Raw genomic sequence first — 16145 nt, 5'->3', positions numbered from 1 at the left:
ATATCTATATTTTGTGCGATTTATTTAATGACCTGATTTGAAATGAAAAATAAGGTGGTGGCGTGCTGCTGACCAAGGCAGGGGAGAAATCATATGTATCGGCACTGGACTGAACGTAGCGGTCAATATGGCGGTAGTGCATGCTAATACATAAGTATGTCAAAACGTTGAGACAGGTTGAGCAACTGAAGGACGAGATATTCAGGCAAAGACAGGAATTTGAGCGCCAGATCCATCTCCAGCTGGTGCATATCACGGATTTGCGCGACGAATACCAGACGGAGCTGGAAAGCAAGGACGTTGCTTACCGTACGGCATTGCGCAAAATACATGAAGAGGCCTTTCATGCAGGGGCGCTCAGCGAACGGAACGCCATGCGCAGCAAACCGGAGCTGATGCTGCGGATTTCCCCTTGCATCCAGCTGGTGCAGCAAGCCGGCTGGATGCGTGTAAAGCGCTCTTGTGAGTTCTGCCTGCATTATCAAGTGATGTTGCGAGGCACGCCATGGCTGGAACCGCATGTCCAGCTCCTGGAAAGCCAAGTCGTGGTTGATGCCGAGCATGAGTGGGATATCCTGCTGAAGAAGGCGAGGGAGATGACCGAGGCCGTTATCCAGGACAGCCTGGACGGAGCCGGCTACCTGGTCGAGCTTTCCGAAAGCACCGTGATCAACAAGTTATCAGCCGACCGCACGCTGCTTGAGTCGATCAGCCTGGAATCATCCAATACCGCCAGAGCAGCCCTTGACGAGACCTTGCCGCAGTTGCCCTGAGCCGCTGTATCCAAACCATTAAATATTGGCAGGCTGCCATTTCCAATCCCGGATTTCCGGCATGTCCTCGCCGTGCTGCCAGATGTATTGCTTGTGCTGCGCGAGCTTCTCATCCATGAGCGCATCCAGCACCGCGGCGTTCTCGATATGGGGCAGCCAGCGCAAGGTGTTCTTGACCAGGCTGTAGCGGTCCAGGCGGTTGAGCACGGTCATGTCGAACGGGGTGGTGGTCGTGCCTTCCTCCAGGAAGCCGTGCACGTGGAAGTTAGCATGGTTGTGCCGCTTGTAGGCGAGGCGGTGGATCAGCCCGGGGTAGCCGTGGAAGGCGAAGATCACCGGCTTGTCCTGCGTGAACAGTTCGTCGAAGGCCTCATCGGTGAGGCCGTGCGGATGCACTTCGTGAGGCACCAGGGCCATGAGGTCGACCACGTTGACGTAGCGTATCTTGAGTTCGGGCACGTGCTCGCGCAACAGCATGACGGCAGCGAGCGACTCCATCACTGGCACGTCGCCCGCGCTGGCGATCACCAGGTCGGGCTCCTCGTCTGCCGCGCAGTTGCCGGCCCAATCCCAGATGCTGGCGCCGCGGCGCGCATGTTCGATCGCGGCGGGCATGTCCAGCCATTGCCCTTGCGGCTGCTTGCCAGCGACGATGACGTTGATGAGGTTGCGGCTTTGCAGGCAATGGTCGGTGACTGCGATCAGGGTGTTGGCGTCGGCGGGCAGGTAGATGCGGATGATGTCGGGCTTCTTGTTGGCGGCATGGTCGATGAAGCCCGGGTCCTGGTGCGAGAAGCCGTTGTGGTCCTGACGCCAGACATGGGAGCTCAGCAGGATGTTGAGCGAGGCGATCGGCTTGCGCCAGGGGATGTGCCCGCATTCCTTGAGCCACTTGGCATGCTGGTTGAACATCGAGTCGATGATATGGATGAATGCCTCATAGCAGGAGAAGAAGCCATGGCGGCCGGTGAGCAGGTAGCCTTCCAGCCAGCCTTCGCAGCTATGTTCGGAGAGTATCTCCATCACGCCGCCATGCGGCGCGAGGTTCTCGTCGCCTTCTAGACGCTCCGCCATCCATTGCCGATTGGTGACCTCGAACAATGCCTGCAGGCGGTTGGAGTTGTTTTCATCCGGGCTGAATACGCGGAAGTTGTGCTGATTCAGCCGCCATACCTCGGCCAGGTACTTGCCGAGTTCGCCCGTGGTGCTCGCCTGGCGTTCGCCCGGCTGGGTCACGGCGTAAGCGAACTTGCGGAAATCCGGCAGCTCCAGCGGCTTGAGCAGCAGGCCGCCGTTGGCGTGCGGGTTGGCGCCCATGCGGCGTTCGCCCTTGGGGGCCAGCGCGCGCAGTTCTTCCTTGAGCCTGCCTTGCCCGTCGAACAATTCGTGCGGCGCGTAGGATTGCATCCAGTCTTGCAACAGCTGGATATGCTCGGGCTTGTCCAACTCGCCGAAAGGCACCTGGTGCGCATGGAAGGTGCCGGTATTCGGCTTGCCGTCCACCTCCGCAGGCCCGGTCCAGCCCTTGGGTGAGCGCAGGATGATCATGGGCCAGCGCGGACGGCTGACTTCGCGTTTCAGGCCGGCTTCGCGCTTGATCTGCTGAATTTCCCCGATGGCCTGGTCCATGACGCTTGCCATGCGCTGGTGCATGAAGTCCGGGTCGCTGCCCTCGACGAAGTAAGGTTTGTAGCCGTAGCCTTCAAACAGTTTCTGCAGTTCTTCATCGCCGATGCGCGACAGGATGGTGGGGTTGGCGATCTTGTAGCCGTTGAGGTGCAGGATGGGCAATACCACGCCGTCGGTCTTGGGGTTGAGGAATTTGTTGCCGTGCCATGAGGTGGCCAGCGGGCCGGTTTCCGCCTCGCCGTCGCCGACCACGCAGCAGGCGATCAGGTCGGGGTTGTCGAATACCGCGCCGAACGCATGCAGCAGGCAATAACCCAGCTCTCCGCCCTCGTTGATAGACCCCGGCGTCTGCGCCGAGGCATGGCTGGGAATGCCGCCCGGGAAGGAGAACTGCTTGAACAGCTTCAGCATGCCGGCCTCGTCCTCGGTGATTTCCGGGTAAAGCTCGGTATAGCTGCCTTCCAGGTAGGTGTTGGCGACGACGGCCGGGCCGCCGTGTCCAGGCCCGGTAATGTAGATCATGTTGAGGTCGTGCTCGCGGATGACGCGGTTGGCGTGTACGTAGACGAAATTGAGCCCCGGCGTCGTTCCCCAATGGCCCAGCAAGCGCGGCTTGATGTGCTCCGGCAGCAATGGCGTCTTGAGCAGCGGGTTGGCGTAAAGGTAGATCTGGCCGACCGAGAGATAGTTGGCGGCGCGCCAGTAGGCATGCAATTGCGCCAATTCTTGTTCATCCAGGGCGTGGTCCGCGGCTTGGGGCTGCATTTACATTCTCCTTGGGAGGGACGTTGTTTCATGATAACAGCAGGGACGGGTATGGCAACCTTGAAACCGTGAAGTTTCATTGCTGGCGGCTGAGGCAGGCTGGTTCTATACTTTGCAGCATGAACGTACAGACCTTGATGCAATTGCTGCAGGAAATCGAAAGCGAGGACCCGGTCGATTTCTCCGGATTGCCGTTTGATGCCGATGATTTGCGTCAACTCGCCTGCATCAATGTAGCGGAGATCATGGAAAGGTTCCGTGAGGACAATCCTGCCGAGGACCGGGAAATGGTGATGGCGGCGACCGTGACGCGCCTGATCCTGGAAAACATGGTGCTGCAGGCGAGGCTGGCCATCCTGTTGCAGGAAGAGGGCTGATTGCCCTAGCCGATCAATACGTAGATAGCGCCAGGCGGCATGACGTAGCCGCCTCTTCCGGTAGGGTCGCCTATGCGGGCCGCGGGCAAGCCATTGATCAGGACGGTCGGCGATCCCTCCACGATGACATCGGCGCCGGCGCCATGCCCCACGCAGGCTGCAGGCATGCCGCCGATCAATACCGTGGGGCAGCCATTCATGATGCGGCTGATGCGGGGCATCATCATTCGGTCAAGGGTCAGAAGGTTGTCTCCCGCGCGTGCAGCTGGTTTCATCGGGTTTCCCTGCAGTTAGTTGATGCTGACCAGGCTGCCCTTGAGCTTCAGGTTGCCAGAGGTGCTTATTTCCATACTGGTTCCGCTCTTCAGGCGCAAGGAGTGTTTGGCTTCCACGTCCACATTGAGCCCCTTGAGCTTGAGATTGTCGCTTTCCAGGAAGAGTTGGTGGCTCTGCAGGTGCATCCCGTCACTGGTAAAGCGGATTTTATTCTGTTGCTGGTCCTCAAGCAGGAAGGTTTCCGCGGCATCCTGGCTCAGGTATAACTTGGTGCCGTCCCTGGCGCTGATCACGATTCGTTGTTTCTCGTCGTCAAAAGCCAGCTTGAGTTGGCCGGGGCTTTGGAATCCGTGCAAATCGGCATTTTCCCAGGGCGCAGGGGTGACACTGCTGTGGCATGCGCCCAATACCACAATGTCGTCCGGATTCGCGCCGAAGCATCCCAATATCACCTCGCTGCCCACGATCGGGCGGAACACGGTGCCTGAATTCATGCCGGCTTGCAGGGTGGCGAGCCTGGCCCAGGTGCCTGCTCCGTGCGGGTCGATCAAGGGGGCGGTGACCTTGATCCTGCCGGCGGCTTGAGGGTCGTTGTCGGTTGCGAGCACTTTCCCGATCAGCAGGCCTGAAAACCCCTGGGTTGTTTCTTGGATATCCGTGGGCAGCGGCAAGCCAATATCAAAGTGCGTTACCGGTGCGGCGCCGGGGGATAGCGCATATGTGATACCGGCAATGAAATATTGCCCGGAAAGGTGGCTGCCGCATTGCTCAAGGAGCAGCGCCTGGCCTGGAGAGGCGGTATGCAACCCATTGGCTGTCACCTTGCCTTGGATCATGGCGAGTCGCGATTGCGCAAGCTGCGCATTGGCCAGGGTCTGTAGTTCCTGCTGCGAGTATTCGCCAGTGAGGCGTTTGCTATAAATGTTTTGTTCCAGCAAGGGGATGGCCGCCGCCAGGCGGTCGTTGGCTGGGAAATCGACAGCCTCAGCCTCCACTTGCATAAGCTCCTGGTCGTGAGGGTTCCAGGCGGAAAGCGTGAGCTTGGCAACTTGCCGGCTGGCGTCCACGGCAATATCCGCACTGATAAGGTCTTGCGCTGGAAGGGAAAAACCACGTTTTGTATCCAATGCCGGTGTCGCTGCGATCACGGCGTGGTCACTGCAATAGGCCACCAGCCCATTAGCCGCCAGGCGCTGCAATACGAAGTCCCAGTCGCTGAGATTGTGCTGGATCACGCTATCGAGATGGAGGGTAGGCGCGTTGATTTCGGCGCTGATGCCATGTTCAGCCAGCACATCCTCGATAATCCTGCCGTCGGCAATGTCGGTGAAATATCGGCTGCGCGGCTGTGTTGCCAATGCAAAGGCGGGATGGGCGCACTCGAGGACCAGCAGGCATTCTGCTTTTGAATAGTGGATGCTGTGTTTTGCAATTTTCCCAGTGAACAGGGTTTGCTCGCCGTGGCGAAACTCGATCGGTTGGCCCGGCAGCAGGCCGCTGCCAGCCTGATCAAGCTCGTCCATGGAACTGAACGCCAGCTGCGCTGAGGCGCGGGGCAGGGTGTTCAGGCGATGCTCGATGGATAGCGCATCGAGATTGCGGAATACCTTGTCCTGGACGACGACGTTTAGTTGCTGGGCCGGCATCAGGATGGTTCCAGCGATGGCGGCTTGGCTTGTGTGGCGGCAATGTTCTTGATCGCGACATTGAGCGGGCTGGTTTTCGCGCGAACCCTGGTTTTCTTGGGCAAAGGCGTTGTTTTGCGCGATGCCGGCGTCGTACGTTTGCGGTCTGCCGCGACGGCGTGCTGGATTCTCAAGGCCATGAATTCGGCAGGGCGGACGAATGCCAGGCCAATGTCGATGATGAGGCGTCCGGCAGCTATATCGTCGCTGGTCATGGTTTCATTCAGGCCGGACTTCACATAAAAAGCCTGTTCAGGCTTGTTGCCGGCCAAGCCGCCTGCGCGCCAGAATGTAAGCAGGAATTGATTGAAGCTTTCGCGGACGGCTGTCCAGGTCGCGGCGTCATTCGCTTTGAAATGCTGTGCAGCCAGATAACGGTGCAGCGATGCATTGATAAAACCATGGGTGCGCGCCACGGAGATATAGCGCCATTCGGCGTCATTGCCCGCCAGCGTGCGCCCTCCCCACAGCAGAATTCCCTTGCCGGTGAAGCGGCGGATGACATTGATGGACTTTCCTTCATCCTTATCTATATTCAAGGACGCTTGCCGCTCATCGTTGATCGCTGCAGCGAGGGATTGTACCTCTTTGATCTGCACATGGCTGGGGAGCTTCCATACGCCACGTTGCAGGTCATTTGCATGAAAAAGTCCGATGACGGTGGCGCTGGGAGGAATCATCCTGCTGACGGCCATATCGGGAGATTCCAGCATGCGTTTGCGCAGCAGCGTGGATTGGAGCTTGGTTGCCTTGTGGTATTGGCTCCAGGCATTGGCTACGCCAGGAGTGTACTTGATCTCCAGGTGGGCAAACTGGTGAGCGCTGGGTATCGCCACCGCCAGCCACGGCAGGAAGGCGGCTCCATGGCGCAGGCCCTGCTGGCCCAGATGGTGGCGGAATTGGGCAACGGTAGTGTTCAGGGATATGTCGTTGCAGTAGGGGACGTCCAGCACCGCCAGGCAATGGTGCTGTTGTTCACAATATTGCAACAACTGCTGCTGCAATTGTGGAAGCTCTTCCAGCGAAACGGCATCCGGGATGGCGACCATGGTGAACGAGGGATTGGCCGGCAGCTGGGCGATCGCCGATGCAAAGGTTTTTGCATGCGGGGCTTCCGGGAACGGCCCGAGCGAAAGGATTTCGCAAACGCCGCCGCCATTGGCAAAATATTGCCGCATGCTGGCGTGCAGATAAAACGGGCTGTAGCTTTGCTTGGTGACAATCCGGCCATGCACATCGAGCATGACCCGAAGGATTTCCGGCGCCCCTTGGCCAAAGCACCGTTCATATTCTGTAAACGAGGTGATGGCGCACCGTTCGCCGCGAGCCAGTAAGCGCCCATCCTGGTCGATTGCCTTTTCGGTATAGCCGATGAACAAGGGCAGGCAGGTCACTGTGGATTGCACGATACTGGTGGTGTGCGGTATTTCTTCCACATAAACCCCAGGAACTTCATACCCTCCCATGATTCGCTCCCTAGTTTATTTTAAATATATCCATATTACTGCAAATTCTGCTTTGTATTTCAGCTTGATGTAAATTTTTGTAAGCCAAGCTTGCCGTTGGTGAACGGGATGCGTGCGGTTAGAATGCGCGCATGACATTGCAAGCAGAAACAGGCCCGTTCCAGGGTGGCGGTCAAGAATTGCGCCATGCGGCATTGGCGCTGCTTTGCATGCGCTCGCCCGAAGACAAGGCGGAAGCCGTCAAAACCTTGCGAGAATCCTGGCTCGCGGGCGAGCTCAGCGTCGATCCGCAGGCGGGTCTGGAAGCGGCGGGGCCCATCCCCGGCCGTCCCGACAAGCCGGAGCTGGTATCGCCGCTGCTGCTGGAGCGGCGCTCGATGAGGACCGCCGAGGGCAGGGCGGCGCTGATCCATGCCCTGGCCCATATCGAGTTCAATGCGATCAACCTCGCGCTGGATGCGGTCTGGCGCTTTGCCGGCATGCCGCCGCAATACTACGCGGACTGGCTCAAGATCGCGGCGGAGGAGGCGCTGCACTTCACCATGCTGCACACGCACCTGCAAAGCCTGGGCTATCGCTACGGCGATTTCACCGGGCACGACAGTTTATGGGAGATGGTGGCGAAAACCAGTGACGACGTGCTGGCGCGCATGGCATTGGTGCCTCGGACCCTGGAGGCACGCGGGCTGGATGCTTCGCCGCCGCTGCGGGCCAAGCTGGCGCAGGCGGGCGACCTCGGGGCGGCTGCGATCCTCGATATCCTGCTGCGGGATGAAATCGGCCATGTGGCGATCGGCAACCGCTGGTATGGCTGGCTATGTGAGCAGCGCGGGCTGGAGCCCGTCTCCACTTATGCCAGGCTTACCGCGCAATACCAGGCTCCCAAGCTGCGCGGCCCGTTCAATTTCCCGGCACGCAGGGCGGCAGGCTTCAGCGAAGCCGAGCTGGCGCTGATGGCCGACCGTCACGAATAGCAAGCCGCATTACATTCAGAGCGGCTAACTTTTGCTTGGTGTTCTAAAGCGCTGTTTACACCAGGTTCATTGCGCGCATGCGCCGGTACAGCGTATTGCGGCTGATGCCGAGCTGCCGCGCCACCGCCGAGACATTGCCGGCATGCGCCTGCATGGCGGCCTTGATGGCTTCCGCCGTCAGGCTGGTCAATGAAGGGGCCGCGTCGTCCTCGGCGGCGTTTTCCATGTCGTCGAGGAAATCCTGCGTCAGGTGCATCATGGAGATAGGCGCGGTCCCGGACAGCGCCAGCGCCGTGCGCAGCACATTATGCAATTGGCGGATGTTGCCCGGCCATGGATGCGCCTTGAACAAGGCTGCGACGTCCTGGTCGATCGCTTTTCCTGCGGCGTTCTCGGTTTGCAGGATGGTCTCCACCAATGCAGGCAAGTCCTGGCGCTGTCGCAAGGCGGGCAGGGTGACGGTGAGGCCGTTCAGGCGGTAGTAGAGGTCGCGGCGGAACTCGCCGCTCTCGACCTTCTCGCGCAGTTTCTGGTTGGTGGCGCTCAACAGCGCGAAATTGACGGGTTTGGATTTTGTGCTGCCCAAGGGGGTGACGCTGCGCTCCTGCAATACCCGCAACAGGCGCGCCTGCAAGGCCAATGGCATGTCGCCGATTTCATCCAGGAACAGGGTGCCGCCGTCGGCTTGCTCCAGTTTGCCTGGGCTGCCCTTGCGGCGCGCGCCGGTAAACGCGCCTTCCTCATAGCCGAACAGTTCCGCCTCGATCAGGCCCTCGGGCAATGCCGCGCAGTTGACGGCGACCCACGGGCCCCGGCTGCGGTCGCTGGCTTCGTGGATGGCCCGCGCGAACAATTCCTTGCCTGCGCCGGTTTCACCCTCGATCAGGATGGGAATGTCCTGGTTGACGACAAGCTCTACCTGGCTGATGACGCGGGCAACGCGCGGGTCGCCGGTATTCAGCATCTGCAGGCTGGCAGGGCAGTGGCGTTTGCTGGCCGAGGTGCTGCTTGCGCGCGCATTGCGGGCGGCAAGCGGCTGGCGAAGTTCGATCCGCGCATACAGCCTGGCTTCTCGGGCGGTGTAAAGCGGCGTAATCAGGGCATTTGCCTGCGATGCCTGCATCAGGGTTTCCGGCCTGCTGGCGAATAATTCGCTGAACAGCGAGTCTTCCATTTCCTCATGCGTCATGCCGAGCTGGAACTGGCCGCTGCGGTTCAATGCCACCAGGCGATGCCGGTCGTCGAAGATGGCGATGCCTTCCCACAAGGTGCCGATGAATTCAGGGCGTGCATGGAAATGCAGCGAGTAAGCCCCTTCATGGCTGGCGGTGAACAGCCGGTTCTCGATCATCTGCGCCGACATGCGCACCAATGCCAGGGTATGCTGCTGCGGCATGCTGGCGTCTGTCGACACGTCCAGCGTGCCCATCACCTGGTTGCGGGCGCTCAATATAGGCACTGCCGAGCAGGCCAGCACATGGTTGCGTTCGAGGAAGTGCTCGGCTCCCTGCACCGTCATGGCGGAACGCTCCACCAACGCCGTGCCGATGGCATTGGTGCCGCGCAGGCTTTCCTGCCAGGAAGAGCCGGGAATCAAGGCGACGCGCTGGGCATCGTCGAGGAATTCGCTATTGCCCTGGCTGTGCAGGATGAAGCCCTGCGGGTCGGTCAGCACGATGACGCTGCGGGTGTGGCTGATCTGCTCGTTGAGGCTTTCCATTTCCGGCCGGGCCTGGGAGAGCAATAGTTGGTTGGCTTCCTGCTTTACCAGCAGTTCCTGACGGGTCAGTATTTCGGTACGCACCTGGGCGCCGGCTTCCATGCCGTTTTCCACGCACCTGCGCCAGGAGCGCTCGATCTCCTTGGAGACGCCGCCGCTTTCCACGACGCCGTGCGCAAGGAATTCGCTTCTTGCATTCAAAAGCAGGGTTTCGTCAAGGGCAGGATTTTGCATGGGTTAAGTACCTGATTGTAAGGGATTGAACTAGTGTGCCAGCCAATGTAGCACCTGTTCATTCATGACACAACTATCCCTTGTTTTTCTCTGTCGCCGTATAGGCGGGAGGGCATTGGCGGTCCTTTGTAATCCCTTGTCCAGCCTGGGTCTTGGCGGTTATTTCTACAGTTTTCAGCAGGCTGGCACAGGCCTTGCCATAGTCAATTGCCGGGAAAAACTCCCGGGTCAGTATACGACATAAGAAAATAATTCGTGAACGATAGACTATGGAGAATGGCATGAAGGCTAGAACGATAGCGATGGCGGTTGGAGCCGGTTTGCTGGGGCTTGCAGCAATCCCCGCATTGGCGACCGACCTGGAAAACCTGATGAAGGACGACGGCCAGTGGGCGCATCCGCGCAAGGATTACGCCAACACCGGCTATAGCGGCCTGTCGCAGATCAACAAGAGCAATGTGAAGAACCTGAAGTACGCCTGGACCTTTGCGACAGGCGTGAACCGCGGACATGAAGGCGCGCCGCTCGTGGTCAACGGCGTGATGTATATCCACACCGCGTTCCCCAACAATGTGTATGCGCTCGACCTCAACAACAACCAGAAAATCCTCTGGTCGTATTTCCCCAAGCAGGACCCTGCCGTGCAGGCACTGCTGTGCTGCGACAATGTCAACCGCGGCCTGGGGTTCGGCGACGGCAAGATATTCCTGCAGCAGAACGACGGCATTCTGGTCGCGCTGGACGCCAAGACCGGCAAGAAGCTCTGGGATGTGAAGGTGGTCGATACCAAGGAGGGCGCTTCCACCACCAACGCGCCGCACGTGATCAAGGACAAGGTCGTGACCGGCTGTTCGGGCGGCGAGTATGGCGTGCGTTGCTATATCTCGGCCTACAACATCAAGGACGGCAGTCTGGTATGGCGTGCCTACAGCACGGGTTCGGACGCGGACGCATTGATCGGCAAGGATTTCAACAAGGACAACCCGCATTACAGCGCCTTGTCGCTTTATGAGGACGTGAACGGCGGCAACAAGGAGGGCGGTTCCTTCAAGCCCCTGCCCAAGGAAAAGCTCAAGTTCCCGGAAAAGGACCTGGGCATCAAGACCTGGCTCAAGCCGCAGGCTGTCAAGAACGGCTGGGAGCATGGCGGCGGCCCGACCTGGGGCTGGTACTCCTATGATCCTTCCCTCAACCTGATGTATTACGGCACGGGTAACCCCGGCACCTGGAACCCGGACGTGCGTCCCGGCGACAACAAGTGGTCCATGACCATTTTCGCGCGCGACGTGGATACCGGTGAGGCGCGTTGGGGCTACCAGATGACGCCGCACGACGAATGGGATTACGACGGTATGAACGAAAGCATCCTTTGGGAAGCCGACGGCAAGAAGCTCGCCACCCATTTCGACCGCAACGGTTTCGGCTATACGTTCGATCGTACCAACGGCACATTGCTGGTGGCCGAGAAAATGCATCCGTTCGTCAACTGGGCGAAGTCGATCGACCTCAAGACCGGCATCCCGAACAAGGACCCTAAGTATTCCACCCATCAGGACTACAATGCGCAGGGCATCTGCCCGTCCGCTCTGGGCGTGAAGGACGAGCAACCGGCTGCATTCTCGCCGCGCACCAAGATGTTCTATGTGCCGCTGAACCATGTGTGCATGACCTACGAGCCGACCGAGTCCAAGTACATCGCGGGCCAGCCTTGGGTAGGGGCGACCTTGACCATGTTCGCGGGGCCTGACGGCGTGATGGGCGGCTTCATGGCCTGGGACGGCCTCAAGGGCAAGGCGGCCTGGTACAACAAGGAGAAGTTCTCGGCCTGGGGCGGCGCATTGGCAACCGGCTCTGACCTTGTGTTCTACGGCACGCTGGACCGCTGGTTCAAGGCGCTGGATGCCAAGACCGGCAAGGAGCTATGGAAGATGCAGGTCGGCTCCGGCGTGGTCGGCAACGCGATCACCTATACCCACAAGGGCAAGCAATATGTTGGCGTACTGTCCGGTATCGGCGGCTGGGCCGGCGTAGCCATGAACCTGGGCCTGGAAGAGGAAACTGCGGGCCTGGGCGCTGCTGGCGGCTACAAGGAACTGAAGGAATGGAACGCGGCTCCTGGCGGCGGTGCCATGAACGTGTTCAGCCTGTAAGGACGGTTTTATTGATGTACTGACGCATCATCTCCTCGACTCATTCTGGCTCATCTCCACTGAGTAATGTCTGAGTCCTTTTGCCCGGCCCCTTCCTGCCGGGCTTTTTTTTGTCAATGAACGAATGACTTAGAGCTTTATAAAGGTTTAGCGCGACTTCAAGTAGATACGAAAATTTTCGCTAGGCGGGACAGATGCAGTGGCATGAGGTCCGTGCAGTGATTCGCCAGGCTTCGCGTTCCTGGTCTGGCGAAGACCGCCTGCGTTACTAGTCCCCCATTCATGCTGAGGTCATCGCCGGCGGAGAGACTCGCTCCATTCATTTTTGCTCATGTTGATTAGGGGAGTTGTTATGAAGCTGAAGTCTATCGCTCGAAATCGTTTTGTCGCCGCTGCCTGGATCGGGATCGCGCTCGGCGGGCAGCCGCTGCTTGCCGTATCTGCCGCCGGCACACTTCCTGCCCAGTGGTCCTTCGGTCTCCTTACCGATACCCAGGGGGCCGGCGACCCGCGTGGCGTATCCGTCAGGCTGATGCAGCCGGTGGTGGACCGCTTTGTGAACAACCATAACATCGACCTGCTCATTTCCATCGGCGACCTCACCGAGAACGGCACGGCGGCTGAATTCGATACATGGAAACAGGCTGCGAAGCCGCTGGCCGACGCCGGCATTCCTCTCTACCTGACGCGCGGCAATCACGACGTGCGCGCCGAGAGCGCCATCGGGGGCATCGACCCCTTGCTCGGGCCTTCGGCTTACCGGGGCACCGACATTTGGTCTACGGCCTTTCCCAGCTTGAGCGGGCCGACGGTCACGACGGGGCCGGGAGCGTCCTACTCCTTCGCCTACAATAACACGCTCTTCGTCTCGCTCGACTTATATGGCGCGATGCCCAGCGAGCTGATCGGCTGGGTAGGCAGCCAGCAGAAGGGCAGCTACGACCACATGTTCGTCTACGCCCACGAGCCATTCTTCGGCCGTGCTCGCGAGGGCGTGCTTGGCGACAGCCCGCTGCGGATGCAGGTGCTCACCCAGTTGAGCGAAAATGGCGTCGATGCCTACTTCAGCGGCCATGACCACCAGTACAGCCGCTCGGCGGCGGTCGACGGTCAGGACGTGCTGCTGCATCACATCGTCGCGGGTTCCAACGCCGAGAAAAACTATCGCTTCGAAAATGAGTTCAACGTGGGTGAAGAAGTCGGCGCCGCGCTGGTCAATAACGAGGTCGGCTACAGCGTCGTCGATATCAACGGGCCGTTCGTCACCTTCACACACTATTCGGCGACCCCGCCGGCCTCATCGGACTTCTCCGAGGCCTGGGAGCCCGAGTGGCGCGTGGCCGATCGCACCACGTTCTCGACCAACGGCAAATCGTATGCCGTCAACGTTGGTGAATCCTATGCCGGCCTCAATAGCGCGATTGTGGAGGGCAATGGCTTCGTTGGCACCAAAGCCGAGATCCTGGCTGGCCAAAACCTTGATGGGCGCTCCGTGACCACCGAGCCTGATTCGGGCGCAGGCATCACCCAGCAGCTTGGCAACATCGTCAACTTCGGCTGGGTGGCGAGAACGGACGGACTGTACAGCGACATCCTCTACCTGGGCGGCATGGACAACCTGCTGGATGGCGTGGCCGACCCCTTCGTGCTCACCCTGAGCTACGGCGAGGATATTGCAATCGACGAAGCGTTGCTGCGCCTGGTGTATCAGCTCGACGGCCAATGGGTGCTCGCAGTGGACGCCAATACCGATGGCACGCCGAGCTTCGTCATTGGCGCTTGGCAGTCCTCGTATGGCTTGGGCACTTACGGCGTGGATACGGCCGCCAACCAGGTCTGGGCGGTGATCGACCGCAATGGCCAATTTGCCGTGGCTGCCGTGCCGGAGCCTTCCGCGCTGGCGCTCATGCTGTGCGGGTTCGGTGTGCTATTGGCATTGCGCCGTCGCCATGCCTGAGTGCCGTATCTCGGCCTGCGCCACATAATTTAGGGAGACAGGACTGCTGCGGCAGTCCTTTTCTTTTTGCAGACTATAATTGCCGGGCCGGCAATCAACCGCCGGGCTGCTAGCTGTGAAGCTGGCTTTGCCTGCCAGGGTCATTTTGCAAAGTAGCTTGCCGTCAGGTTCTCTGCCGCATCGGGCTGCGTTTGCGGCGTGACGCTGACAATGAAGCTGGGGATGCTGGCGGCCACTGCCGGCGTCAGAGATACGCTGAAACTGCTGGCGTACGACTTGCCTGCGGGAATTGTGATTTCCTCGCGTCCCTTGAAGCTACCTGCCGGAAGCCCATGCGCCTGGATGGCATAGGTTTCCGCATTGCCGGATTTGTTGCTGATGCGCAATTCATAGCGGTTGCGCAGGCTGCCGTCCGCAAGCTGGGTGACCAGCGGCTGCCTTTGCTGTTGCACGATGGCGGTGAAGGGGGTGAGCGTGCTGATGGAATGCCAGGTGAAGGCGATGCTGGCGATCAATACGCAGAGGTAGCCGAGCCGCTTTGCCTTGGACCACCGTTGCATGCGTACGTCGGGCTCCTGGATGTTCTCGTCACGGTCGAAGCGGATCAAGCCGTGCGGCAGCTTCAGGCTGTCCATGATGTTGTTGCAGGCATCCACGCACAAGCCGCACGAGATGCAGCCGATCTGGAATCCCTTGCGGATATCGACGCCTGTCGGGCAGACGTTCACGCAGTAGCTGCAGTCTATGCAGTCGCCGAAGCCCTGGCTGCGGCGGATTTCCGCCGTCTTGAGCTTGGCTGTGGGCGCCTGGCGGCCATGCAGGCCTTCGCCGCGTGCCTTGTCGTAGATCACCGTCACGGTAGAAGGGTCCTGCATCACGCCCTGGAATTTGCCGTAAGGACAGGCGACGAAGCATACGTCCTCGCGCGCGAAGCCTGCGGCGACATACGTAGTGGCGGTAAGCACGGAAATAGTGACATAGGCAGCAATCGCCGCTTCTCCGGCGAACACCTGCCTTAGGAGCGTGCCCGACTCGGCAAAATACAGGGTGAAAGTGACGGCCGTGGCAAATGACAACACCAGCCAGAGCGCATGGGTGCTGCCGATCAGTGCGGCTTTGCGCAGGCTCCAGGGTGCTTGCTGCAAGCGCTTCCTGGCCTGGGCTTCACCCTGTATCCATTTTTCGATAAAGCGGAAGGCATCCGTCCACAAGGTCTGGAAGCAGAAAAAACCGCAGAATATCCGCCCGAACATGGCTGCGGAGACGAAAAGCAGGCTGGCGGCTACCACCATGATGCCCACGAGCACCATCAAGTCCTGCGGGTAGAGCACCAGGTTGAAGATATGGAAGCACGAATTGCCGATATCAAACAACAATGCCTGCCCGACCTTGTTGGGCCAGGGCAGCCAGGGCAGGAGGAAATACACGCCGAAAGCGGCATTGAGGATGATGGATTTCAGGTTGCGGTAACGCCCCTTGACCGAATAAGGCACGATGGGAATGACTTTACGTGCCGCGGTCGGTCGGGCGATGGTGGCTTCTGCTTGCATGGCAATTCCTGAGTGAGTGATGCTATGCGGAATTGTGCGGAAGCGGGCAGTTTTGTAACAGATTCAGATATGGATTAATTTATAGTATCAGATTGTTGCAATGCATTGCTGCGCCTGTGCTTGTTCAGACAATCAAGGCTGCCGCCACCTGGCGGCTTTCCGCCATCAGGATGTTGTAGGTGCGGCAGGCGGCTTCCGTGGTCATGCATTCCACGCTGATGCCGGCGGCGATGAGGTCGCGGACTATGGAAGGATGCAGGAAGCGGTGCCGATTGCCTGTGCCGAGCAGGATCAGTTCAGGCTTGAGCGCCAGCAGCTCCTGGAAGTTCGCTGCCTGCAGATGGTCGAAACTCTCGACCGGCCACGCAGGCAGCAGGCTGCCCGGCAATACGATCAGGCTATGTTCGTGGCGCTGGTGGTTGACTTCGACCCAACCGTCGCCGTAACCGGTAATCAGGTGGCTGCCCGCAGCCTGGGTAAGGTGTAATTTCATGAGAGATATATCGAATAATCTAATGAGGTCTTTTGAGGCGTCATGCTTCAATTGCATGCCAACTCAATGTAAGATAGCACATTTTCCCCAACCGGA

General features: G+C 59.5%; 12 protein-coding genes. 5 read left to right on the top strand and 7 right to left on the bottom strand.

The features are described from left to right. Positions 1-140: 140 nt before the first annotated feature. The gene (locus ACJSDX_RS07985) at positions 141-773 is read left to right on the top strand and encodes a hypothetical protein (RefSeq protein ID WP_407994252.1); all 633 of its coding nucleotides are present in this window, start codon (positions 141-143) and stop codon (positions 771-773) included. A gap of 18 nt (positions 774-791) precedes the next feature. Here ACJSDX_RS07985 and ACJSDX_RS07980 read toward each other — a convergent pair whose 3' ends face one another. Continuing rightward, positions 792-3167 (bottom strand): phosphoketolase family protein, encoded by a 2376-nt coding sequence (locus ACJSDX_RS07980; protein ID WP_407994251.1) that lies wholly within the window; start codon positions 3165-3167, stop codon positions 792-794. 119 nt (positions 3168-3286) lie between these two features. On the opposite strand from ACJSDX_RS07980, the gene ACJSDX_RS07975 reads away from it, so the two are divergent. Next, a complete protein-coding gene (locus tag ACJSDX_RS07975) occupies positions 3287-3544 on the top strand; it encodes a Rossmann-fold NAD(P)-binding domain-containing protein (protein WP_407994250.1) in 258 nt (85 codons plus the stop codon). A 5-nt stretch (positions 3545-3549) separates the two neighbouring features. On the opposite strand, the gene ACJSDX_RS07970 is transcribed toward ACJSDX_RS07975, so the two are convergent. The 3 genes from ACJSDX_RS07970 to ACJSDX_RS07960 are packed head-to-tail and all read right to left on the bottom strand — an operon-like array spanning position 3550 to position 6971. Next, entirely contained in the window at positions 3550-3819 is a 270-nt protein-coding gene (locus ACJSDX_RS07970) for a PAAR domain-containing protein (protein ID WP_309564827.1), read from the bottom strand. A gap of 15 nt (positions 3820-3834) precedes the next feature. Then, positions 3835-5466: a phage baseplate assembly protein V gene (locus ACJSDX_RS07965; RefSeq protein WP_407994249.1), complete on the bottom strand. Its 1632-nt coding sequence runs from the start codon at positions 5464-5466 to the stop codon at positions 3835-3837. Next, entirely contained in the window at positions 5466-6971 is a 1506-nt protein-coding gene (locus ACJSDX_RS07960) for a phage tail sheath family protein (protein WP_407994248.1), read from the bottom strand. Before ACJSDX_RS07960 ends, ACJSDX_RS07965 begins: the two co-directional genes overlap by 1 nt. Before the next feature lie 131 nt (positions 6972-7102). Here ACJSDX_RS07960 and ACJSDX_RS07955 point away from each other — a divergent pair, with 131 nt between their 5' ends. Continuing rightward, the gene (locus ACJSDX_RS07955) at positions 7103-7945 is read left to right on the top strand and encodes a ferritin-like domain-containing protein (protein WP_407994247.1); all 843 of its coding nucleotides are present in this window, start codon (positions 7103-7105) and stop codon (positions 7943-7945) included. 55 nt (positions 7946-8000) lie between these two features. On the opposite strand, the gene ACJSDX_RS07950 is transcribed toward ACJSDX_RS07955, so the two are convergent. Continuing rightward, entirely contained in the window at positions 8001-9899 is a 1899-nt protein-coding gene (locus ACJSDX_RS07950) for a sigma-54-dependent Fis family transcriptional regulator (protein WP_407994246.1), read from the bottom strand. 302 nt (positions 9900-10201) lie between these two features. Here ACJSDX_RS07950 and ACJSDX_RS07945 point away from each other — a divergent pair, with 302 nt between their 5' ends. Continuing rightward, a complete protein-coding gene (locus ACJSDX_RS07945) occupies positions 10202-12049 on the top strand; it encodes a methanol/ethanol family PQQ-dependent dehydrogenase (protein ID WP_407994385.1) in 1848 nt (615 codons plus the stop codon). Positions 12050-12401: 352 nt separating this feature from the next. Beyond that, positions 12402-14006 carry a metallophosphoesterase gene (locus ACJSDX_RS07940; RefSeq protein WP_407994245.1) on the top strand — a complete coding sequence of 535 codons (1605 nt, stop codon included), beginning with the start codon at positions 12402-12404 and terminating at the stop codon, positions 14004-14006. A 140-nt stretch (positions 14007-14146) separates the two neighbouring features. On the opposite strand, the gene ccoG is transcribed toward ACJSDX_RS07940, so the two are convergent. Both ccoG and ACJSDX_RS07930 read right to left on the bottom strand, forming a co-directional pair. Continuing rightward, the gene (ccoG, locus tag ACJSDX_RS07935; RefSeq protein WP_407994244.1) at positions 14147-15556 is read right to left on the bottom strand and encodes a cytochrome c oxidase accessory protein CcoG; all 1410 of its coding nucleotides are present in this window, start codon (positions 15554-15556) and stop codon (positions 14147-14149) included. Between the two features lie 124 nt (positions 15557-15680). Continuing rightward, positions 15681-16049, bottom strand: coding sequence for an Mth938-like domain-containing protein (locus ACJSDX_RS07930; protein WP_407994243.1), 369 nt, complete (start codon positions 16047-16049; stop codon positions 15681-15683). Positions 16050-16145 lie beyond the last annotated feature (96 nt).

Source organism: Methylobacillus draconifructus, from assembly GCF_045984355.1.
Classification (GTDB): Bacteria; Pseudomonadota; Gammaproteobacteria; order Burkholderiales; family Methylophilaceae; genus Methylobacillus; species Methylobacillus flagellatus_A.
The sequence above is the reverse complement of the archived record's forward strand: the minus strand, read 5'-3'. Positions and strand labels throughout refer to the sequence as shown.

Excerpts from the sequence above, each read along its gene's own strand:
- ACJSDX_RS07965 (WP_407994249.1), bottom strand. The coding sequence starts at position 5,466 with ATGCCGGCCCAGCAACTAAACGTCGTCGTCCAGGACAAGGTATTCCGC.
- ACJSDX_RS07970 (WP_309564827.1), bottom strand. The coding sequence starts at position 3,819 with ATGAAACCAGCTGCACGCGCGGGAGACAACCTTCTGACCCTTGACCGA.
- ACJSDX_RS07985 (WP_407994252.1), top strand. The coding sequence starts at position 141 with ATGCTAATACATAAGTATGTCAAAACGTTGAGACAGGTTGAGCAACTG.
- ACJSDX_RS07960 (WP_407994248.1), bottom strand. The coding sequence starts at position 6,971 with ATGGGAGGGTATGAAGTTCCTGGGGTTTATGTGGAAGAAATACCGCAC.
- ACJSDX_RS07980 (WP_407994251.1), bottom strand. The coding sequence starts at position 3,167 with ATGCAGCCCCAAGCCGCGGACCACGCCCTGGATGAACAAGAATTGGCG.
- ACJSDX_RS07950 (WP_407994246.1), bottom strand. The coding sequence starts at position 9,899 with ATGCAAAATCCTGCCCTTGACGAAACCCTGCTTTTGAATGCAAGAAGC.
- ACJSDX_RS07930 (WP_407994243.1), bottom strand. The coding sequence starts at position 16,049 with ATGAAATTACACCTTACCCAGGCTGCGGGCAGCCACCTGATTACCGGT.
- ACJSDX_RS07975 (WP_407994250.1), top strand. The coding sequence starts at position 3,287 with ATGAACGTACAGACCTTGATGCAATTGCTGCAGGAAATCGAAAGCGAG.
- ACJSDX_RS07940 (WP_407994245.1), top strand. The coding sequence starts at position 12,402 with ATGAAGCTGAAGTCTATCGCTCGAAATCGTTTTGTCGCCGCTGCCTGG.
- ACJSDX_RS07955 (WP_407994247.1), top strand. The coding sequence starts at position 7,103 with ATGACATTGCAAGCAGAAACAGGCCCGTTCCAGGGTGGCGGTCAAGAA.
- ccoG (WP_407994244.1), bottom strand. The coding sequence starts at position 15,556 with ATGCAAGCAGAAGCCACCATCGCCCGACCGACCGCGGCACGTAAAGTC.
- ACJSDX_RS07945 (WP_407994385.1), top strand. The coding sequence starts at position 10,202 with ATGGCGGTTGGAGCCGGTTTGCTGGGGCTTGCAGCAATCCCCGCATTG.